Raw genomic sequence first — 21,762 nt, forward strand, 5'->3', positions numbered from 1 at the left:
AGAGCCGCTCCTCTTTGCCGCCTCAGGCAACGCCATCTGCGCTTTGTGCGACATATCGTTGACGCCATCGCCTAAATATCCAGGCGCTTAGTTATCCTCTTCCTTGAACTCCATATCAACGCCGAATTTAGTGAGGAGACCTTTTTCCGCCTCCAGGTCGGCGCAGGTAAGAGGGCGGGATTGCAGCCAGTCTTTTGGAAAAATAAGCGTTAACGACTTCTTGTTCGCCTTCACTTTGATGGCGTCCAGCACTTCACCGTTGCGTGAGTGCTGCAAGACTACCGCAAGCCTCAACGCCACGGCTAGTTGCTTCAATGGGTCCGCGTCTTCCAGTGCGTACTCGTCAAAGACTGTATCCAGGATTTTCCGGCGATGAACGCGGATCAGCATCGCCAGCGACTGTTGAGTCTGCCGGGAAAACCCCGCCAGGTCGGAATAGCGAATCAGGTAAGCGCCGTGTTTGTGGAATTGTGTATGGGAGATGGCCAGACCTACTTCGTGCAGGCGAGACGCCCAGCGCAATAGCTCGGTCAGTTCCTCGCTCGGCAGTTTCCACTGCTCTGCGAGCTGCTTCCATAGCGCTACGGCGGTTCCTTCAACGGCCGCCGCATGCTCGCGGTCGATGTGGTAACGCTCCTGCAGACTATTGATAGTACGCTCGCGTACATCTTCATGATGGATGCGACCAATCATGTCATACAGCAGACCTTCGCGCAGCGCTCCGTCGCAGAACTCCATTTCCTCGATCTGCAATACGTCAAATGCGGCCATCAATATCGCCAGTCCCGCGGGGAAAATCGACAGCCGGTCCTTACGTACGCCAAGCTTGGTGAGCTGGCTGATTTTACCCAGGCGCACCACTTCGTCTTTAAGTTTGACCAAGCCGTCCGGGGTGATCTTATGGGCGCCCCATTGATTGTGCGCCAGCACCTGCTCTATGGCCTTGATGGAGCCTGAAGAGCCGACGCAATGGTGCCAGCCTACGCTGCGATAACGGTTGCGTATGTTGAGCAACTCACGGGAGGCTTCGACAAAAGCGCGAGCGAATTGCAGTTGAGTGATCTTACCGTCGCCGAAAAATCGATCCCGGTAGGACACGCACCCCATGTGCAAACTTTCCAGCTCTTTGGTTTCAAAGCGCTGGCCGATGATGAATTCGGTGCTGCCGCCCCCGATATCAATGACCAGCCGGTTGTCGGCGTCGTCGGAAAGTGAGTGGGCGACGCCAAGGTAAATGAGTCGCGCTTCTTCCCGTCCGCTTATCACCGAAATGGGGTGGCCGATAAGTTTTTCCGCCCTGCGTATGAAGGCGCGGGCGTTTTTCGCTACCCGTAATGCATTAGTGCCTACAATCTGCACTGCGCCGCGGGGCATGCCGCTGATGCGCTGAGCGAAACGCTCCAGGCAGGCTAACGCCCGGTGCTGGGAGGCTTCGTCGAGGAAGTTGCGTGCGTCCAGACCTGCTGCGAGCTGGACTTTTTCGCCTAGTTTCTCCAGCGGCCGGATTTCATTGTGAACCAGCTGGGCGACGACCATATGGAAACTGTTCGAGCCCATATCGATAGCGGCGATCAGCTCTGGTGAAGCCGGCGCCGGAGAGGCGGCGTCCGCCGGGGTGGTGGATGATATTGTCATGAACTCTCTTGAAATCCTTGCGCTAAACCTTATATTTAGGAAATCTCGTTTTAGATTGTCAACTTGCTTGCTGAATTAGTCGACCTAAGCGGTCAATTTTCAGTAGTACTGATTACTCCAATATTAAGGTCAGCCGACCGAATTAAGCCGGCGGAGAATGGAACCACTTCTTTCACAAGACGTCAAAGTCATTTTCCTAACCGGATTGTAAGGTTATTTTTACCAGGCCCACCTTATATAGTAGTCGGTAATAGCATTCACCTCTTAGCCAGGATTAAATAATGAGCAGCCGAATTGTTAACGTAACTGATGACTCTTTTGATAGCGAAGTCTTGAAGGCCGACGGCCCTGTGCTGGTGGATTACTGGGCTGAGTGGTGCGGTCCCTGTAAAATGATTGCGCCTGTGCTGGAAGAGATCGCGGAAGAATATGGCGATCGTCTGAAGATCTGCAAACTGAATATCGACGAAAACGAAAAGACTCCGCCCAAGTTCAGCATTCGCGGCATTCCAACGCTGATGTTGTTCAAAAATGGCGCCGTAGATGCGACCAAAGTAGGCGCGTTATCCAAGTCCCAGTTGACGGCGTTCCTGGACAGCAACCTTTAATATACGCCTTCTGTGAGCGGGGGTTTGACCCCTGCTCAAAATGCGCGTAATTTTCTGGACGAAGGCTATAATTCAACCTATACTGATTTTGCTTTCAACTTTTTGGCGATAATCCTCCTTTCGCTGATTAATAAGTAAAACGATAAACTCTTCCATCTATAACCTAACCCTCTCCAATCAGGTCAACTGTTTTTCGATCCTATGAATCTTACTGAATTAAAAAAGAAACCCGTTCCTGAGCTATTAACCATCGCTGAAGAAATGGGCCTGGAAAATATGGCTCGCTCCCGCAAGCAGGATGTGATTTTCGGTATTCTGAAAAAACACGCCAAAAGCGGTGAAGACATCTATGGCGATGGCGTTCTGGAAATCCTGCAGGACGGCTTCGGCTTCTTGCGTTCCGCGGACAGTTCTTATCTGGCTGGTCCTGACGACATCTACGTCTCACCCAGTCAAATCCGCCGTTTCAACCTAAGAACAGGCGATACTATCGCCGGTAAGATTCGACCGCCGAAAGACGGCGAGCGTTATTTCGCACTGTTGAAAGTGAATGAAATCAACTTCGACAAACCTGAAAACGCCCGCAACAAAATCCTTTTTGAGAACCTGACGCCTTTGTTCCCACAGGAGCGTTTGCGTCTGGAAGCCGGCAATGGCAGTACGGAAGATTTATCAGCGCGTATTCTGGACTTGGTCGCGCCTATCGGTAAAGGTCAGCGCGGTTTGATCGTGTCCCCACCGAAAGCCGGTAAAACCCTCCTCATGCAGAACATCGCCCAGTCCATCACCCGCAACAATCCCGAAACGCATTTAATGGTTTTGCTGATCGACGAGCGCCCTGAAGAGGTGACCGAGATGCAGCGCACCGTACGCGGTGAGGTAGTGGCGAGCACCTTTGACGAGCCGCCGGCCCGTCACGTTCAGGTTGCTGAGATGGTTATTGAAAAAGCCAAGCGTCTGGTTGAGCACAAAAAAGACGTAGTGATTCTGCTGGATTCCATTACTCGTCTGGCGCGCGCTTACAACACCATAATCCCATCCTCCGGCAAAGTACTGACCGGTGGTGTGGACGCCCATGCGCTGGAGCGTCCCAAGCGCTTCTTCGGCGCGGCGCGGAATGTCGAGGAAGGCGGCAGCCTGACCATCGTCGCCACGGCGCTGATCGACACTGGCTCCAAAATGGACGAAGTGATATACGAAGAGTTCAAAGGCACCGGTAACCTGGAAGTGCACTTGGACCGCAGAATTTCTGAGAAGCGCGTCTTCCCTGCGATTAACATCCGTCGCTCCGGCACGCGCCGTGAAGAGCTGCTGATGTCTGAGGAAGAACTGCAAAGAGTGTGGATCTTGCGCAAGCTGCTGCATTCTATGGAAGACGATATCGCTGCGGTGGAATTCCTGCTTGATAAGTTGAAGGACACCAAGACCAACGACGAATTCTTCCAGGCCATGAAAAAGCGCTAAGTGCATGGCGGACCTGAGATGAGTTTAAGCCCCTGTCGCCAGCCGGCGCAGGGGTTTTCTTTTATCCGCTGCGCCTATATTGTGCGCCTATGAATCCATCGACCCAGCCTGTCTAAATCGAATCTTATGAGTCTGCAATACCGAGATCTGCGAGACTTCATCCGTATATTGGAGCAACGCGGCGAGCTGAAGCGCATCACCGCGGAAGTCGACCCTCACCTGGAAATGACCGAAATATGCGACCGTACGCTCCGGCGTGAAGGCCCTGCTTTGTTGTTTGAAAATCCCCGGGGTTACTCCATCCCTGTTCTCGGCAATCTGTTTGGTACGCCTGGCCGGGTAGCGTTGGGTATGGGCGCGGAAAGCGTCGATAGCTTGCGGGAAATCGGCAAGTTACTGGCATTTTTGAAAGAGCCGGAGCCGCCTAAAGGTCTACGGGACGCTTGGAGTAAATTGCCCATATTCAAGCAAGTGCTGAATATGGGGCCGAAAGAAGTCAGCTCCGCGCCGAGTCAGGAAGTGGTCATCGAAGGCGATGATGTCGACCTCTATCAATACCCGATTCAAACCTGCTGGCCGGGCGACGCCGGTCCATTGGTGACCTGGCCGCTGGTGATTACGCGTGGACCCAATAAGACCCGGCAAAATCTGGGCATCTATAGACAGCAGCTGATTGGCCGCAACAAGTTGATCATGCGCTGGTTGTCGCATCGGGGAGGCGCATTGGACTATCGGGAATGGAGAGAAGCTCACCCCATGGAGCCGTTCCCTGTCGCGGTGGCTTTGGGAGCGGACCCGGCCACCATTCTGGGGGCGGTGACGCCAGTGCCGGATACACTTTCCGAATATGCCTTCGCAGGTTTGTTGCGGGGCAATAAGACGGAAGTGGTGCGTTGCATTGGCAGTGATCTCCAGGCCCCCGCCAGTGCGGAGATCGTGCTGGAGGGAGTCATTCATCCGGGAGAAATGGCCCCGGAAGGCCCTTTTGGCGATCACACAGGTTACTACAACGAAGTCGACCGTTTCCCAGTGTTTACTGTTGAGCGTATCACGCAACGGAAGAAGCCGATTTATCACAGCACATACACTGGACGGCCTCCCGATGAGCCAGCAGTGTTGGGCGTGGCTCTGAATGAAGTTTTCGTGCCCATTTTGCAGAAGCAGTTTCCAGAAATTGTCGACTTTTATCTACCCCCGGAGGGGTGCTCATATCGTCTGGCGGTGGTGACTATGAAGAAACAGTACCCTGGCCACGCCAAGCGGGTGATGATGGGGGTCTGGTCGTTCCTGCGTCAATTCATGTACACCAAGTTCGTGATCGTCACCGACGACGACGTCAACGCCAGGGACTGGAAAGATGTGATCTGGGCCATCACCACGCGAATGGATCCGGCGCGTGACACCATCATGGTGGAGAATACGCCTATTGATTATCTGGACTTCGCTTCACCAGTATCAGGGCTGGGCTCCAAAATGGGGCTGGACGCCACCAATAAGTGGCCTGGAGAGACGCAGCGTGAATGGGGCCGCACCATCCAAATGGATGCAGACGTTAAAGCCCGCGTTGACGACCTTTGGTCGCAATTGGGCATTGACTAAGGCCGCGGCGATGTCCCACCGCCTGAGTTTTTATCCTTCCGGTCACGAATTTGACGTGCGGGAAGGCGAGACGGTTTTGGCGGCGGCGATCCGGCAGGGATACAAGATTCCCCATGCGTGTGATAATGGCGTGTGCCATGTCTGCGCCGCCAGGCTCCTGAAAGGGAACGTTGTGGGGGCGGCGGGGGATTCTGGGCGTCGGCGCTTGGGCGTGGACGATGTATTACTATGCAAAGCGACGCCTGCGGGCGATTGTGAGTTTGAATTAAGACGGATTTGGGGACCAAACGAATTGGAAACAAAAACACTGGCGTTTCAAATCAAGGCGGTCACCGCGCTGTCTGACGATGTGCACCAGGTGCAACTGCTTGCGCCTGCTGGCGGATTGCCGGAATTCTTCGCTGGCCAATATCTGGAGCTGTTGGCGCCTGGCGTTGAGGCCGCTTTCTTTTCCATCGCTAATGCGCCGGGAAGCCGCGAGGTGGAGCTGCATATCCAGGTTCATCAGGAAAGTCGCAACGCCCTGGCTATATATCAATATCTGACTTCAGAATCAGTGGTGCGCGCCCGCCTGCCTCTGGGTAAGTGTTTGGTCTCCGGCGCGCCCGATATGGACGTAACGCTGATCGCCGCCGGTACTGGGTTCGCGCAGATCAAGTCCATCGCTGAGTATTTGCTGGCGCAGGGGTTTGATCGCAAGCTTTCAGTTTATTGGGGGGTAAGGCAGGCGCAGGAAATGTATTTGCGTTCTCTTCCAGAAAGCTGGGCGGAACACCATGAAAATGTCTCTTTCATCCCTGTCACAGCGGACAACCGCGACAATGAATGGCAGGGCCACCATGCTGAGCTGGTGCGCGCCGTGCTGGCTGAAAGACGCCATTGGGATAACAGTCTGGTCTATGTCAGCGGCTCACCGACGATGGTGTATACGGCGATGGATGCATTGGCGCCGCTGGGGCTGCCTGCCGAACAGTTCTTTTCAGATGTGCTGGAGTATGCGCCCAGGGGCTAGCCCTGGGCTGCGTCGGTTCAAGCGCTGCGGCGTTGTGACTTTGGCGTAGGCAGGTCTGGGAGCTTGGCGCTGTCTTGTAGAGCGTGCATGAAATATTCATTGCTGGCCTGAGGCTGGCCCATCGCGGCTAACAGGCGCGCTAACTCATAGTAAGTCTCCCGGCGACGTTTCAGCTTCAAGCTCGCTTCAAAATACTCTTTCGCTTTACTCCAGCGCTCATTTCTCAGGCAAAGTCTCCCCAAAGCCAGCAGTAGGCCTGCGTCGTTGGGACGCTCTTTCAGCCAGTGCTCCGCAGACAGCAATTGCTCTGCTACATTTGCTCCAGCGATCTGCCCATACAGATCAATCAGAATGTCGCTCCAATGCTGTTTCAACGCTTTACGCAGGAGGGTTTCCGCCTGACCGCCAGCGCCAAGTCGCATCAGTTGCGACGCATACGCATAGATGACGTGGGGGTTCTTACGCAGGTTAGCGGGCATGCGGTCCCAGATTGCGTTCAGGGGCTCGCTGTTGAACTCGCCTTTACGCACCCGTAGCGCTTCGTCACAGGCCTGACGTAGTAGATTAAGCCAGGTTTCCAACTCCAGCTTTTCCACCTCGTCGTCTTTCAGCACCTTGTACTTACGCAACTCCGGCAAGATCTCGCTCATCTTCTGCCAGTCGTTCAAACGGGTGTAAACCTGCTGCAACAACTTCAGTACGAACGGGTGATGAGGCGTTTTTTTGCGCAGATTCAGCAGGGTGGATAAGCACTGTTCCAACTGCCCTCGCGCCAGCTGCAATTGCGCCTGAGTTACGCCGATGGCGACGTCGCCGCCAGGCGTGTTGTCGAACGCTTTCTTCAGAAATAAGTCGCTTTCTTTTTCATTGCCCAATTCGTTGGCGGCCTGCGCGGAGGCAAGATAGTTGATCAGAGGGGTGTCGGATTGTTCCGCGCTGCCGGATAAAAACTTCTGCGCCTGTTTCCAGTTGCCCTCTGCGTAATGTAACAAGCCGCGAATGGTATGCTGCTGCGCTCGGCTGTACTTGCGTTTCTTGCGCCATTGCCGCCAGCCGGCTCTGACAGCGAGAGTGGTCGACAGTGTCCTGAATAGATAGTGCAGAGCAAAATAAAACCCGACCAGAAGTGCGAGAGCGATCCATACGTTGGTCTCCACTAGCCAGTTGAGCCACGAAACACGCACGTAACCTGCGTCCAATTGCACTAAAAAGCCCAGCGCCACGCCGATGGCGAGGGATATCAGCAGCACCAGCGCATAGAAATTCATGAGGCCAGCTCCTTGTCATCCACGGAGAGCGCGCCAGTTGCAGGTTTACCGCCGCGCTTGTACAGGGACTCCATCAGGTTCTTCAGCATCCGCAAGGAAGTCGAGATATCCGGTAATTCCGGATCGATAGGCTCTTTCTTGAGCTGTTGCAGGTTGTCCAACAAGGCTTTGGCGGAGGCGTTGTTGGTGACGAAATAGTCCGCCACCCATTTTTCCGCTTTTTCCAGACTGTGAACGTAAACGTCCTGGTTTTTCTCCAGCAGTGAGAGTTCCGCCTGTTCCAGCATCATGCGCAGATTCTGGCGCAGGTAGTAAATTTGTTCTGGCGCCAGCAGTGGCTCCACGGGAGCATCCAAGCGGCGAATGGAAAAGTACTTTTCCAGTTTGCCCATGGACGCCAATACGCTGTCGTACCAGTGGCTTTCTCCACTAGGCGTCGGCGCTTCTTCGGGAACCGGGTTGTCGCTCAGCATCATAGTGTCTTTCAGGAACAGACGCTGATCCAGGTTTTCCACTTGATTGATCAATGCTTCCAGGCGCAGATAGATGCCTTGACGGTCAATATCCGCGATCGCCTGCAGGCTGACGATTTCCTCCGCTAAAGCCTTGCGTACAGGATAGGCGGCGACTTCTTTGGTTTCCGCCAGCACTTGGTCGGCGGCCTGTAAAATGGCGAGGGAGCCGACGTAGTCTTTTTCCATATGCAGACGCTGATTGGCGAGACGCAGCAGATATTCGGCTTCGGCGAACAGCCAGTCGACCCGGCCGGTCTCGCCTTTGCTCAGCAGATTTCTCGCGGTCTGGTCCATCATCTGCTGCAACTGGGCCTGACTCTCACGCTGTTTGGCGACGGCGGCGTCCAGTTTGTCCAGGCGATCCTGATAGCGTCGGCCCACTTCGTCTGCAAGACGCTCACCCGCCTGACTTTGGTCCATCGCGCGGTCCAGCTTGGCTTGCCAGGTTTGCATGTAAGTCCAAAACCAACCGGCGCCAACGCCTATGACTGCCAACAGAACTAGAATCGCCAGCCACAAAGGCCAGGTTTTGGGGGTTTTAGCCGCTACGGGTGGTGTTGCGGGCGGCGGTGGAAACTGTGGCGGCGGTACTGGTGTGGGAGGTGGTTCATTGACAGGAACTTCCGCTGTGGTTGATGGCGGTTCCTGTTCGGGAGCGGCGGACGCGGCTTGAGGCGCTTCCGCGTCCTCTTTCTCTGGATTGATTGCCGACCGAGACAAAGTAAATGAGGCGGATAAGCCTGCGTCAGGCGTGGTTTCTGCGGGGCTGTCCTTGGCGTTGGCGGGGTCCATTCCGGGTTCAGGAGACGTCGCGGGCTCCTGTTCCAGAGCGGCTTTATCCTGCTCCGGCTGTTCTGGTTTGTTTGGTTTTGCTTCTTCCGTCACACTCGTTCCTACCCAGTAATCTAAGTAATCAACGCGCCTGCAGACAACGGCGATCCTTCTTAACTAAAGAAGGGTTAACATGCCGTTTTGAGGAGGGCCAGTAAGGCCTCGTCGGATAACTCCGGCGCGATTTTGTAATTCAGACGGTTCTCTTGCGCCAGGGTGGCGACTCTGGCGCTGGGGATGACGAACAGCGTGTCGCCCCAGGCGTAACCGATATTCTGGCCCAACTGGCAAAGGTGCAGCAAAGTCTCGCCGGACAACGTGACGATGACCTCTGGACGCCATTGCTTGAGGGCTTCGTTTAACTCATTCGGATCATATTCCAGCGTTTTACGCTCATATAGATCCAGGGTGGCGACCTGTGCGCCGCGTTCCTGCATGGTTTCCGCCAACAGCTCGCGTCCGCCGCAACCTTTTACGATCAACACCCGCATGGGCGGCTCTTCATGGCTGCGCGCCTGCAGGTCTGCGTGTTGCAGCAGGTCTTCGCTGGCGGCGCCTTGCTCAGGCGTGCTCACCGTTAATCCGTAGTTACGCAGCGGCGCTGCGCTGCTGTCGCCGATAGCGAACCAGCGCACGCCCTGAGGCGTTTGCGGCCAGTAAGCGTCTATTAACTCCAGTAACAGACGCGATGCATGCTTACTTACGCAGATCACATGAGTATAGCGATCCAGGTCGAGGATGCAGTCTTTTATGGCTTGTGTTTCGGGTAATGGCTCAATGGCGATGGCCGGTAATTCCCGAACTTCCGCGCTGCTTTGCTCCAGCAGCGCGCGCAAAGAATCGTTTTCTCCCTGAGGGCGGGTCAACAGCACTCTGAGGCCGCTCAGCTCCTGACTAAGAGTGGTTTCCATACACGGCTTCCAGAATTTTTCCTGCTCCTTGTTGCAATAGACGCTCGGCCAACTCCCGGCCAAGGTTTTCCGCTGCCGCGACAGGCCCTTCTACTTCGTCCCGAAGCACTTGCGCGCCGTCCGGGCTGCCTACTAAGCCGCGTATTTTCATGTGGTCGCCAATCACTTCCGCATAACCGGCGATGGGGACTTGGCAGCCCCCTTGCAAACGATGATTCATGGCCCTTTCCGCGGACAGCCGTGAGGTGGTTTCCGCATGCTGCAACGGGGCGATAAGCGCCATGGCTTCGGGGTCGTCGAGGCGACACTCAATGCCAAGCGCGCCCTGTCCGACCGCAGGTAAACTGACTTCCGGCGCAAGCTCTTCGCGGATGCGATCGGAAAAGCCCAGGCGCTTGAGGCCGGATGAAGCGAGGATGATGGCGTCAAATTCACCGGCGTCGAGCTTGGCCAGACGCGTATTTACGTTGCCGCGCAAGGAAACGATTTTCAAGTCCGGTCGTCGCTCGGCAAGTTGACATTGGCGACGCAGGCTGGAAGTGCCTACGACAGCGCTTTCAGGAAGCTCGTCCAGGCTGGCGTACTGGTTGCTGACGAAGGCGTCGGTTGGGGTTTCCCGCTCCAGAATCGCCCCGAGGCCCAGTCCGGGGGGGAATTCCATGGGCACATCTTTCATGGAGTGCACGGCGATATCAGCGCGTCCCTCCAGCATGGCTGTCTCCAACTCCTTGACGAAGAGCCCTTTGCCACCGACTTTGGCGAGCGGCGTATCCAGTATGATATCGCCTTTGGTGGTCAATCCGAGTAGTTCAACGGTCAATCCGGGGTGCAACGCTTCAAGGCGTTGCTTGACGTGCTCCGCCTGCCATAGCGCGAGCGCGCTTTGACGAGTGGCGATCACAAGTTGCTGTTTCGGCATAGTTTAAAATTGCGCTATTTATGTCGTATCCGGCGAAAAAGTCAGTTGAAATTACACATAAATCCAACTGCAGGCGCTAGCATACTCATTTTCCAGTCGCTTGTCTTTGCCGGAGGGCGATCAGGTCGGCTGCGCCAAAAATTGTTTGACCTCGGTCACCAGACGCCGACTGACCTGTAGCGGCTCCGCCAACCCGCGCAGACGCACTTCGTAATGGCCGTCGTGACGTCGCTGCAGCATTTCTATGTAGTGGCGGTTGATCAGCGTATTGCGGTGGATACGCAAAAAGTGGGGATGCAGGGCGTGCTCCAGCTCTTTTAGCGGCTGATCGCTGAGCGTCTCCCCCTGTGTATGAAACACCGTCACATACTTGTGTTCGGCTTGCAAATAGAGAATGTCGCTGATTTTTATACGCTCCATGCCACGACTACTACGGCAGACCACCGCTGGCTCTTCGTCCTGTCCGTTGAGCTCCTGCTTCAGATTTTGCAGTTGGGCGCGATTTACTTGTGTCGCGTTTTGCAAGGCGCGCATCAGATCTTCCCGGCGAATGGGCTTGAGCAAATAGTCCTGCGCGCGCACCCGGAACGCTTGGATGGCGTACTCATCATAGGCAGTGGTGAATATCACTGCGGGAGGCTGGGGATGTTGCGCCAGCTCCGCCGCCACTTCCAGTCCGTCTTTTCCGGGCATGCGAATATCAAGCAGAACGATATCCGGGGTGTGGATGCGAATGCGCTCCAGCGCCTCATCGCCGCCAGCGGCCTCCGCACAGACGTTGTAGTGGGTGTCCAGCAATAGGCGCTTCAAGCGCTCTCGGGCGAGGGGTTCGTCGTCGACGATGATAACTTTCGTCATGTCTTGTTTGTGTATTTGAAGTATTGCATGTTTTAACCGCTCAGGCTTTTTTATGTAAAGGCGCGCGCATGGTGGCGGTAAAGCGGCCGTCCATTTGACTGGTTTTCAGCACGGCCTGATCGCCGAAAAACGCCTGCAGGCGGCTGCGTATATTTTGCATGGCGATGCGATTACCTTTGTGCTCCTGGCCTGGGTCTCCGTTATGGACAGGGTTGCTGATCAATACGTACAGCCAGGACCCTTGTTCGTAGGCGGTGATGGTGATGAGGCCGCCTTCTGCTGAAGGCTGCACGCCATGATAAACTGCGTTTTCCACTAAGGGCTGGATGCTCAGTGGCGGCACTCGGGCCGCGTCGGAGATATTGCGCATGTCCCACTTTACGGTCAGTCGCTCGCCGAGACGGAGTTGTTCAATGCGCAGATAGCGTTCGCACAGCGCCAGCTCCTCCTTTAGCGGAGCAAGAGACGAAGATTCTTTCAACGCCGCCCGAAACAACTCGGCCAGGTCCAGCACCGCCTCCTCCGCCTCGTTGGCGTTGATGGGGATCAGTCCGGCGATAGAGTTCATGCTGTTGAACAGGAAGTGCGGGCGGATACGCGCCTGTAGCGCCTGTACCCGAGACTCCAGCTCCGATTTCTGTTGCAGGTGCCAGAGATGCTGTAGATAGAAATAACGCAGGATGATGCCGGTTAAAATGGCGCTGATCGCCACTGCCTGCACCACGAACCAGAAGCCCGAGCCGGGCTCTTCCAGCGCGCCTTTGCGGAACAGGGCGTTAGCGAGTATGGCGTAGACCAGCGTAATCGACGGCGCTATCAGATAGGCGATCAGTGCTTGGCGGGACATACTCCAGCCTGCGCCGAGTATGCGCAGACGGCAAAGAATCAGCGCGCTGGTCAGCACTACCCAGAGCATGAATAGGGAGGTCAGGGCGAAATAGTCCCAATCGAAATGGCCGGGGCCCGCATAGATAAGCGTAAACAACAACGCGCATAGCCCCGTAGCGATCACCATCAAGAGGACCGCTTGAACATTGCAAAGCTCTGGTAAAAACACCCCTGGCGGGTGGGAAGACTTGGGGGACTGCTCCATTTTCATGTCGTCAAAGCTGGTTGGCGAATACAAACGCCCCGACCCGTCGCCTTGCATGTCTACAGAGCGCGGGAAACTGTTATAATCGCGGGCCTTTACCTATCATGCCACAGGTTGGGCATGGGTTCCGTGCGCTTCGAATCATTTCCAAGTATGAGGCAACTTGACCATCATGACAAAGCAGGACACTACCGATAAGCTCTGGGGCGGCCGCTTCACAGAAGCCACCGACGCCTTCGTAGAACGTTTCACGGCCTCCGTGGACTTCGACAGGCGCATGTATCATCACGACATCCGCGGCTCCATCGCTCACGCCACCATGCTGGCCAAAGTCGGGGTGCTGACTGAAGAAGAGCGCGACCAGATCATCAATGGCTTGCGTGAAATTGAAGCGGAAATCGAAGCCGGCGCATTTGAATGGTCGGTCAAACTGGAAGACGTGCACATGAACATCGAAGCGCGCCTGACCCAGAAAATCGGCGTTACCGGTAAAAAGCTGCATACCGGTCGCTCGCGTAATGATCAGGTGGCGACGGATATTCGTCTGTATTTGCGCGATGAGGTCGATGTCATCGCCGCTGACCTTTTGCGTTTGATCGCCGCCCTGGCTGATCTGGCGGAGCGCGAAGCGGACGCCATTATGCCCGGGTTCACTCACTTACAGACTGCGCAGCCGGTAACTTTTGGCCACCACATGCTGGCCTGGGCGGAGATGTTGAAGCGCGACTTCAGCCGTTTGTTGGACTGCCGAGAGCGTTTCAACGTCTCGCCGTTGGGCGCGGCCGCTCTGGCGGGCACGACTTATCCGATCGATCGTCAGTACACCAGCGAATTGCTGGGCTTCAATGGGCCGGCGGAGAACTCTCTTGATGCGGTCAGCGATCGTGATTTCGCCATTGAGTTCTGCAGCTTCGCCAGCTTGCTGATGATGCACCTGTCCCGTTTCTCTGAAGAGCTGGTATTGTGGACGTCCGCGCAGTTCAACTTCATCAACCTGCCGGATCGCTTTTGCACGGGCTCCTCCATCATGCCGCAGAAGAAAAATCCGGACGTGCCTGAACTGATTCGTGGCAAGAGCGGTCGTGTGAGCGGACACCTCATCAGCCTGTTGATGTTGATGAAAAGCCAGCCGCTGGCGTACAACAAAGACAATCAGGAAGATAAAGAGCCGCTGTTCGACGCCATCGATACGGTCAAAGGCTGCCTGAAAGCCTATGGCGACATGATGCCGGCGGTATCGGTCAATCGTGACGCCATGGCGGAATCGGCGCGCCGCGGTTTCTCCACCGCAACGGATCTGGCGGATTATCTTGTGCGCAAAGGTTTGCCGTTCCGCGACGCCCATGAAGTTGTCGGTAAAGCGGTGGCGCTGGGTGTGTCCAGCGGCAGAGACTTGAGCGAAATGAGCCTGGAGGAGCTGCGCCAGTTCAGCACGGATATTGATGCGGATGTGTTCGAGGTATTGACGCTGGAAGGCTCCGTTAACGCCCGTAACCACATTGGCGGTACGGCGCCGGCGCAGGTGCGCGCTGCGGTGGCCCGCACGCGGGAATGGCTCAAACGCAACACTGAGATGTAAAACTCCCGCGTTCGATTGCGGTTTCGCCCGGGTGCTTTAACCGACCCGGGCCTTAACATTCCTTTGCCTAATAAATACTGACTGTCGCAAACGCATTGCGCCGCCCCCGCTATACTCTATGCATGAGTTACCGGCGCAGCTTAAATCCCGACTACACCGAAGGCGTGGACCGCAAAGTCTTGAAAACGCTGTGTCAGCGTTTTGTCACGCTAGTTGAGCATCGTTTGCAGCGCACCCGTTTGGCGTTGACGCCAAGGCAGCAGGTTGTATTGGAGCTTTTGCCCCTTCTGTTCCATGTCAATCATCCCTTGTTGCCAGGTTATGTTTCTCGCACCACTCCACACCGTCTAGTTAACTATGAGCCGGACAAGAGCGTCGTTGCGCAGGCGCAACGTCTTAGCCGCTCCTTTAATTATCGGGAGCCGACGCGACATCATGGGGACATCACCAGCCTTTATTTAATGGGCAGCACGGGGACGATCGCGCACTCCGGCGGCAGCGACTTTGATGTCTGGCTGTGTCATCGATCGGATCTGGGGACTGCAGCTGTAACGGAATTGCAACGCAAAGCGGACCTGGTGTGTCGATGGGCCATGGACATGGGGTCCGAAATGCACATCTTTTTGATGGATGCGGAGGCGTTTCGCAATGGGCGTCAGGAGGCTTCCGCCGACTCTGAAGATTGCGGCACCGCTCAGCATTATCTGTTACTGGATGAGTTTTACCGCACCGGCATCTGGTTGGGGGGCGCTTATCCATTATGGTGGTTGATTCCACCAGACCAGGAGGCGAATTACGCTGAATTGGCGGGGCTTCTATTAGAGAAACGTTTTATCAAACCCAAGGACTATATCGACTTTGGCGGCTGCGCCCGGATACCACCCAACGAGTTTGTCGGCGCTGGTATGTGGCAGCTTTATAAAGGAATCGACTCCCCTTATAAGTCGGTGCTGAAACTGATGCTGGTGGAATCATACGCCAAGGACGAGGATACGCTGCCCAACCTGAGTCTGGCCTACAAGCAGGCGGTCTTCGCGGATACGCTCGACCCTGATGAACTAGATCCCTATGTCATGGTGTACCGCCGCCTTGAGCAGTCACTGCAGGCCCGGCGTGAGCAAGGGCGCCTGGAGCTGGTGCGGCGCAGCTTTTATTTGAAAATTGGCGAGCGCCTGTCTGCTTTCGTTCCGGAAAGGGAAAAGTCCTGGCGTCGCAAAGTTATGGAAAAGCTGACTCATGAATGGGAATGGTCTGAGCGGGAGTTCCGCTATCTTGACGGCCGCTCCGCTTGGAAAGTGGACCAGGTGATTCAGGAAAAGCGCGCAGTGGTTAATGAGCTGACCGGCTGTTACCGGTTTCTGTCCTCCTATGCGCGGGAAAAAGGGCTGGCGGCGGCGATCAGCGCCCGTGATATTAATCTGCTGGGGCGTAAGCTCTATGCGGCTTTCCAGCGCAAGGCCGGCAAGGTCGAGATGATTAACCCTGGCATTGCTCCAAACCTGTCGGAGGATAATCTGGCGTTCCATCATCTCAGCAGCCAGGCTGTTGGCGCGACGGGCAATGGCTGGCTGTTGTATCGAAACCTGTCCAATCCGATGGAGGCTGCATTCAATCCTGCGGTTAAACGCTCTAACAGCTTGATTGAACTGATTGTCTGGGCGTACTGCAACGGCTTGTTGGACACAGGCGGCAGCGTTAGTCTGGCGGCGGGAGATAGTCACGCCTCTCAATATGAACTGCAACAAATCATCGCCAGTGTGCGCTCACTGATAAGTTTGCCTTTACCGCCAGTGACGCAACAGGATTATCGCGCCAAAGCCAGACTCCGGGCTTCCCTGGTCTACGTGAATGTAGGCGTTGATCCCATGGCGGACCTGAGCCGCCGCGGTCTGCATAAGCTCAGCAACCGTAACGATGCGCTGGGTTACGCCTCTGAACGGGCCAATCTGGTGGTGACGCTGGATCAGGTCATCATCAATAGCTGGAATGAAGTGATGGTGCAGCGTTATGAGTCCGGCGACACCCTGGTGCAGTGCCTGAAAAACTACCTCGCCGCCCTGGCCGAGAGTGAGCAGTTCGGCGAGGGTTTGCCGCAGCTATCCGTGCTCTGTTATTGCCCCACTCGGGCGGGGGCGATCGCGCAACGGGTCAGCCAGTTGTTTCAGCAAGTGGTTTCCTGTTTCTTCAGCGTCAAAGCGCGCGCGCGGAGCCGTTATATTTTGCAAATGGAAGACCGCTACTTTGTACTTCAATTTGTCGACGATCAGCCAAGGTTCACCGCGCTGGAGGATTACGTCGGTCTGTGTGAGTTTCTGGCGCAGCCGCAAAAACACTACAGCTCGATTGTCGTGGATGATTACGCGTTGAGCGAAGATGTCTTGCGCGCTGTGTTCACTCGCATGCGCCCTCACGCAGTGCAGGTGTTCTACCTGAGTCAGGGGCGTATTACCGATATATATGTAGTGGATGAGAAAGGCTCACTGTTGGTATATCGGGAGTTCGGGGCTGACCTTAATGTGTTGTTGGGGTCATTGAAACAGTTTTTGCTGGGCGTGCAGGAGCGTAAGCAGATGCACGACTCCCTGACGGATGGCGGTGCTGGATTCCTGGAGGTGGAGTTCTATCAATTGCAGCCAGGCAAGCCGGAGTGCCGGACTGAAAAGCGGGATATCAGTATTCATAAGGGGTTTGGCGATTATGTTGAAATACAGGCGATCGGCGCCTACGAGAATGGCCGTGAACTGGATTTTAATCTCTATTGCGAACAAAAAGAGTTCACGGTGCTGGAGCACGGCGGTCGGGTGGCGGCGGCGCTGGCGCATTATTTGAACAGTCGCTTTCGTAACAGCGCCGCCTTACCTGGCTATATCATTGATCTCAGCCTTCCCCACGACCTGGAGCGTGAAGAGTATCAAAGCCATCTGCAAACCACTCAATATCTGCAATATAAGGTCGTGCTGGAGAGGGAAGTGCGTGCGGCCCGCTCCGAAGGAGGCGCGGCGATGCTGTCTGATATAAATCCCGCCGCAGCCAGATAGGGGAGCTGAGCCGGTCATTTTCGCGGCGGCATTTAATTCCGCCCTTACGCCATCGCCCGGCGGCGATTCTATTGTGTTCAGGACTGTTTCTATTGTGTTACTGCGCCGTTATACTGGCGGAATTTGATTAATTCCGGGATGGGCTATGCGCGCAATCGGCGTGATCTTGTTGGTATACGCTTCTACTTGGTTAATGTCCTGTGGTCAGAAAGGTCCTTTACAGATGCCTGATCAGCAGACATGGCGGAGCGGGGACGTCCGCATCGAGTTGAAAGCGCCGTCGGGGTTTTAACCCCGCCAGGATCAGGTCCGGCCCATGCGTCGTCAGAAGTCAGAGCGACGCCCGTTCCGCAGCTTGAGTTGACCTATGGACCACTTTGAATATCGCAATCATCAGCTCTTTGCTGAAGATCTTTCCGTACAGGAAATCGCCGAGCATTACGGCACGCCTTGTTACATCTATTCCCGGGCCACGCTGGAACGGCATTTGAAAGCCTATCAGACAGCGATGGACGGCTATCCTCACATGATTTGCTATGCCGTCAAAGCCAATTCCAACCTGGCGGTGCTGAATGTGCTGGCGCGCCTTGGAGCTGGCTTCGACATTGTTTCCATCGGGGAGCTGGAGCGGGTTCTTGCAGCCGGCGGCAAGGCGGAGCGAATAGTCTTCTCCGGCGTTGGTAAGCTGGGACATGAGATGCGCCGCGCGCTGGAAGTCGGCGTGCATTGCTTCAATGTGGAGTCCGCTCCTGAGCTGGAAAGGCTGCAACAGGTCGCCGCGGATATGGGCAAAAAAGCGCCAATCTCCATCCGCGTCAATCCGGATGTAGATCCTCAGACGCATCCTTACATTTCCACTGGGCTAAAAGAAAACAAGTTTGGCGTCAGCATTAACGAGGCGCTGGAGCTATACCGCACCGCTGCGGCGTCGCCTCACTTGGATGTCATTGGCATTGACTGCCATATCGGCTCGCAGCTCACTCAGATCAGCCCGTTTCTGGATGCGCTGGAGCGAGTGCTGAATATCATTGAAACATTGCGCAGCGAAGGCATTCGTCTTAAGCACTTGGATCTGGGCGGTGGTCTGGGCGTCACCTATAACCAGGAGACGCCTCCGCATCCCAACGAGTACGCACGCGCTGTCATGGAGCGCCTGAAGGGCAGCGGTCTGACCCTGGTGCTGGAGCCGGGCCGCTCTATCGCCGCTAACGCTGGCTTGATGGTCACCCGCGTGGAGTATCTGAAATATAACGGACATAAAGACTTCGCCATTGTCGATGCGGCCATGAACGATCTGATCCGCCCGTCCTTGTACGGCGCCTGGCAGAATATCGTGCCGGTACAGCAGCACAGCGAAGGCAAAGAAGCGCGTTATGATATTGTCGGACCGGTCTGTGAAACGGGGGACTTCATCGGCAAAGAGCGCCTTTTGAATCTGAAACCGGGCGACCTGCTGGCGGTGCGCTCCGCAGGGGCTTATGGTTTCGTTATGAGTTCCAACTACAATTCTCGCGGTCGCGCCGCTGAGGTGATGGTGGATGGCGACAAGCATTACCTCGTGCGTCGTCGCGAAACGATCGAGGAGTTGTTCGCGGGAGAGTGCGCGCTGCCGGAGAGCGCTTCGGTAAAACCTGCATAAAAGTGAGCTGAAATGTTAATAAAGTTCACCAAAATGCATGGTTTGGGCAACGATTTTATGGTTGTCGATCTCATTTCCCAGCATGCGCATTTTCGTCCAGAGCAAGTGCGTCGACTGGCTGATCGCAACTTTGGCGTGGGCTTCGATCAGTTGTTGATCGTTGAACCCCCAGGACGTCCCGATGTGGATTTCAGATATCGGATATTCAATGCCGATGGCTCTGAAGTGGAGCAATGCGGCAATGGCGCCCGCTGTTTTGCGCGCTTTGTGAAAGAAAACCGTTTGACTAACAAGAAAAATATCCGCGTAGAAACCAAGAAGGGCGTTATCGAGCTTATCGTCAACAAGGACGGCCTAGTGACGGTGGATATGGGCGCTCCAAGACTGTCGCCGGCGGAAATTCCTTTTACCGCCGAGGCGCAGCAGACGACCTACCCGATTGAAGTCAATGGCGTGATGTATGAGATCAGTGCGGTTTCCATGGGTAATCCGCATGGCGTTCTGGTCGTGGACGATGTCAATAAAGCGCCGGTGCACAAGCTGGGCAAAGCGCTGGAAAATCATCCTCGCTTTCCTGAACGCGCCAATATTGGTTTTTTGCAGGTGGTTCATCGCCGCTTTGCTAAGCTTAGAGTGTTCGAAAGAGGAGCGGGAGAGACGCTGGCCTGCGGCACTGGCGCCTGTGCGGCGGTAGTGGCGGGAAGGCTGCGCGGACTTTTGGACCGCAAGGTGGAAATCAAGTTGCCCGGCGGCAATCTCAAGATAAGCTGGGAGGGCGAAGGCCATCCGGTAATGATGACTGGACCGGCGGTGCGCGTATTTGATGGCCAGGTGAGGATTTAAACTCGGCAGGGACACTGACAGGAATAAAATAGACGGACTATTAATACAAACGTCAGGCATACAACCGGAACTCGCAAGCCCTGATGGGCGCTTAAGTAGAGTTCCGGCAGTGGAGTGGTGAATGAATAATCAGGCAAAGCGCAGTGACGAAAATGCGGCGCTGACAGCAGAAGCTGTGGCGGCTTACCTGCGTGAGCATCCCAACTTCTTCGTTGAGCATGAAGAACTGCTCAATGAAATACGGCTGCCGCACCGGTCCGGCGCGGCGATTTCCCTGGTTGAGAGACAAATCAGCCTGTTTCGGGAACAACGTGATCACTATGAGCGGCAACTCTACGATTTAATCGATACTGCGCGCCAGAACGACCGTTTTTTTGAAAAGAGCAAGCGTTTGCTGATGAACCTGCTTGAGGCGCGTTCCCTTGATGAAGTAGTGATAGTGCTTGAAGACAGTTTCACTGGGGACTTTCAGGTGGACTACTGTAGCCTGATTTTGTTTGCGGAACATAAAGACTTTCCGGTAAGTAATGTCTCCACAATCTCGCTGACAGAGTGTTCGGACGCTTTGGGCGAAGAGCTGCTTGAAAGCACTAAAGCGGTTTGCGGAAAGCTTGAGCCTGAGCAGTTGCAGGTTCTGTTCCCACACAACCATGCTGATATTGCTTCGTGCGCTGTTATTCCCCTCCGATACGGCGACTTACTGGGAATGCTCAGTATCGGCAGTCGTAATGACCGTTATTTCAATACTGGTATGGGTTCGCTTTTCTTGTCGTATATCAGTGAGTCTTTAAGCCGCATGTTGCCGCCAATGCTGGCGAAAGAAGGCTGGGGAGACGAGCATTTTCCGGATTAGCTTTTCGTTCCCGCCCGTTATTAATATGGCAATGATATCGGCATGCTAATTCTCAGGCGCATAGATGCGCCTGCGCGGCGGCCAGCCCTGTCGTTGCGGACAAATAGAAGAAAGCTGCTTGTCCGCCTGATCAATCGTACGGAGAGCGCTCAATGAGTTTGTCCGCGCAAGTAGAGGCCTTCATCGCTTATCTGCATAGTGAGCGCCGCTATTCCGTACATACTGTCAGTAATTACAATCGCGATTTGCGACGTGTCGTCGCCTACTGCGACGCCAACGGCGTCACCACATGGAAAGACCTGCACACGCCGCAATTGCGTCAGGCTCTCAGCGAGTTCCATCGACGTGGGCTTGGCAGTCGCTCGCTGCACCGCTTATTGTCTACAGTAAGACGCTTCTATGAGTATCTCTTGCGAGAGCGGCTTGTATACGAGAATCCCGCCAATGGCGTACGCGCTCCGAAAATGTCTAAACGTTTGCCTGCGACCATGGATGTTGATCAGGCCAAACAGTTGCTGGATACACCGGTGGAAGACGACGAGCTGGAAATACGCGATCAGGCGATTGCGGAGCTGTTCTATACCTCAGGCATGCGTTTAAGTGAGCTGGCTGGTTTGGATCTGGTTCATTTAGACCTGGGTGAAGGGATGGCGAGGGTCTTGGGAAAAGGCGGTAAGGAACGCTTGGTGCCCGTGGGCGGTCAAGCGCGCAACGCCTTGAGAGACTGGTTGCAGGCGAGGGCTTTACTAGCGGCGGCAGGAGAGCCTGCGGTGTTCGTCAGCCAGCGTGGCGCGCGCTTGTCCCGCCGCAGCATCCAGGAGCGCCTGCGCCAGTGGGCGCAAAAGAAAGGCTTCAGTGGTCGCTTGTACCCTCACTTATTTCGTCACTCTTGCGCCAGTCATCTATTGGAGTCCAGTGGCGACCTGCGAGCCGTACAGGAATTGCTCGGGCATGCCGATATCTCTACTACGCAGATCTATACCCATTTGAACTTCCAACATCTGGCGGAGGTTTACGACAAAGCGCACCCTCGCGCTCGCAAGCGCAAGTCTGATTAAAACGTCTGTCTGAGCTGACTTTATAAACCTGTCCCTGTC

Annotated in this window: 17 protein-coding genes; 10 read left to right on the forward strand and 7 right to left on the reverse strand. The window is 55.3% G+C overall.

Annotated features, from left to right (window positions below; all coding sequences use genetic code 11):
* Positions 1-87: 87 nt before the first annotated feature.
* Entirely contained in the window at positions 88-1,635 is a 1,548-nt protein-coding gene (gene ppx, locus AC2IBB_RS03165) for an exopolyphosphatase (RefSeq protein ID WP_486331463.1), read from the reverse strand.
* A 281-nt stretch (positions 1,636-1,916) separates the two neighbouring features.
* Between ppx and trxA the strand changes: the two genes are divergently transcribed.
* The 4 genes from trxA to AC2IBB_RS03185 all read left to right on the forward strand — a co-directional run bounded on the left by trxA (position 1,917) and on the right by AC2IBB_RS03185 (position 6,318).
* A complete protein-coding gene (gene trxA / locus AC2IBB_RS03170; RefSeq protein WP_486331464.1) occupies positions 1,917-2,243 on the forward strand; it encodes a thioredoxin TrxA in 327 nt (108 codons plus the stop codon).
* A 201-nt stretch (positions 2,244-2,444) separates the two neighbouring features.
* Positions 2,445-3,707 carry a transcription termination factor Rho gene (gene rho, locus AC2IBB_RS03175; protein ID WP_486331465.1) on the forward strand — a complete coding sequence of 421 codons (1,263 nt, stop codon included), beginning with the start codon at positions 2,445-2,447 and terminating at the stop codon, positions 3,705-3,707.
* Between the two features lie 126 nt (positions 3,708-3,833).
* Positions 3,834-5,306, forward strand: coding sequence for a 4-hydroxy-3-polyprenylbenzoate decarboxylase (ubiD, locus tag AC2IBB_RS03180; RefSeq protein WP_486331466.1), 1,473 nt, complete (start codon positions 3,834-3,836; stop codon positions 5,304-5,306).
* 10 nt (positions 5,307-5,316) lie between these two features.
* Entirely contained in the window at positions 5,317-6,318 is a 1,002-nt protein-coding gene (locus AC2IBB_RS03185; protein ID WP_486331467.1) for a 2Fe-2S iron-sulfur cluster-binding protein, read from the forward strand.
* A gap of 17 nt (positions 6,319-6,335) precedes the next feature.
* Here the strand turns inward: AC2IBB_RS03185 and AC2IBB_RS03190 are convergent, their stop codons facing one another.
* The 6 genes from AC2IBB_RS03190 to AC2IBB_RS03215 form a co-directional block, all read right to left on the reverse strand.
* Complete coding sequence (locus tag AC2IBB_RS03190; protein ID WP_486331468.1) at positions 6,336-7,586, reverse strand: heme biosynthesis HemY N-terminal domain-containing protein; 1,251 nt, start codon at positions 7,584-7,586, stop codon at positions 6,336-6,338.
* Positions 7,583-8,986: a uroporphyrinogen-III C-methyltransferase gene (locus AC2IBB_RS03195; protein ID WP_486331469.1), complete on the reverse strand. Its 1,404-nt coding sequence runs from the start codon at positions 8,984-8,986 to the stop codon at positions 7,583-7,585. Before AC2IBB_RS03195 ends, AC2IBB_RS03190 begins: the two co-directional genes overlap by 4 nt.
* 74 nt (positions 8,987-9,060) lie before the next feature.
* Positions 9,061-9,843: a uroporphyrinogen-III synthase gene (locus AC2IBB_RS03200; protein ID WP_486331470.1), complete on the reverse strand. Its 783-nt coding sequence runs from the start codon at positions 9,841-9,843 to the stop codon at positions 9,061-9,063.
* On the reverse strand, positions 9,827-10,762 hold the full coding sequence (gene hemC, locus AC2IBB_RS03205; protein WP_486331471.1) for a hydroxymethylbilane synthase: 936 nt from the start codon (positions 10,760-10,762) through the stop codon (positions 9,827-9,829). Before hemC ends, AC2IBB_RS03200 begins: the two co-directional genes overlap by 17 nt.
* Before the next feature lie 120 nt (positions 10,763-10,882).
* Positions 10,883-11,620 (reverse strand): LytR/AlgR family response regulator transcription factor, encoded by a 738-nt coding sequence (locus AC2IBB_RS03210; RefSeq protein WP_486331472.1) that lies wholly within the window; start codon positions 11,618-11,620, stop codon positions 10,883-10,885.
* A 40-nt stretch (positions 11,621-11,660) separates the two neighbouring features.
* Entirely contained in the window at positions 11,661-12,746 is a 1,086-nt protein-coding gene (locus tag AC2IBB_RS03215) for a sensor histidine kinase (protein WP_486331473.1), read from the reverse strand.
* 139 nt (positions 12,747-12,885) lie between these two features.
* On the opposite strand from AC2IBB_RS03215, the gene argH reads away from it, so the two are divergent.
* The 6 genes from argH to xerC all read left to right on the forward strand — a co-directional run bounded on the left by argH (position 12,886) and on the right by xerC (position 21,723).
* Positions 12,886-14,292: an argininosuccinate lyase gene (gene argH / locus AC2IBB_RS03220; RefSeq protein ID WP_486333919.1), complete on the forward strand. Its 1,407-nt coding sequence runs from the start codon at positions 12,886-12,888 to the stop codon at positions 14,290-14,292.
* Positions 14,293-14,414: 122 nt separating this feature from the next.
* On the forward strand, positions 14,415-17,330 hold the full coding sequence (locus tag AC2IBB_RS03225) for a class I adenylate cyclase (protein WP_486331474.1): 2,916 nt from the start codon (positions 14,415-14,417) through the stop codon (positions 17,328-17,330).
* Positions 17,331-17,697: 367 nt separating this feature from the next.
* Positions 17,698-18,969, forward strand: a complete 1,272-nt coding sequence (gene lysA, locus AC2IBB_RS03230) for a diaminopimelate decarboxylase (protein ID WP_486331475.1) — start codon at positions 17,698-17,700, stop codon at positions 18,967-18,969.
* Between the two features lie 12 nt (positions 18,970-18,981).
* The gene (gene dapF, locus AC2IBB_RS03235) at positions 18,982-19,812 is read left to right on the forward strand and encodes a diaminopimelate epimerase (protein ID WP_486331476.1); all 831 of its coding nucleotides are present in this window, start codon (positions 18,982-18,984) and stop codon (positions 19,810-19,812) included.
* A gap of 121 nt (positions 19,813-19,933) precedes the next feature.
* Complete coding sequence (locus tag AC2IBB_RS03240; RefSeq protein WP_486331477.1) at positions 19,934-20,665, forward strand: DUF484 family protein; 732 nt, start codon at positions 19,934-19,936, stop codon at positions 20,663-20,665.
* Positions 20,666-20,817: 152 nt separating this feature from the next.
* Positions 20,818-21,723, forward strand: coding sequence for a tyrosine recombinase XerC (gene xerC / locus AC2IBB_RS03245; protein ID WP_486331478.1), 906 nt, complete (start codon positions 20,818-20,820; stop codon positions 21,721-21,723).
* The last annotated feature ends 39 nt before the right edge of the window (positions 21,724-21,762 follow it).

This window comes from Hahella sp. NS-SX17 (assembly GCF_057367735.1).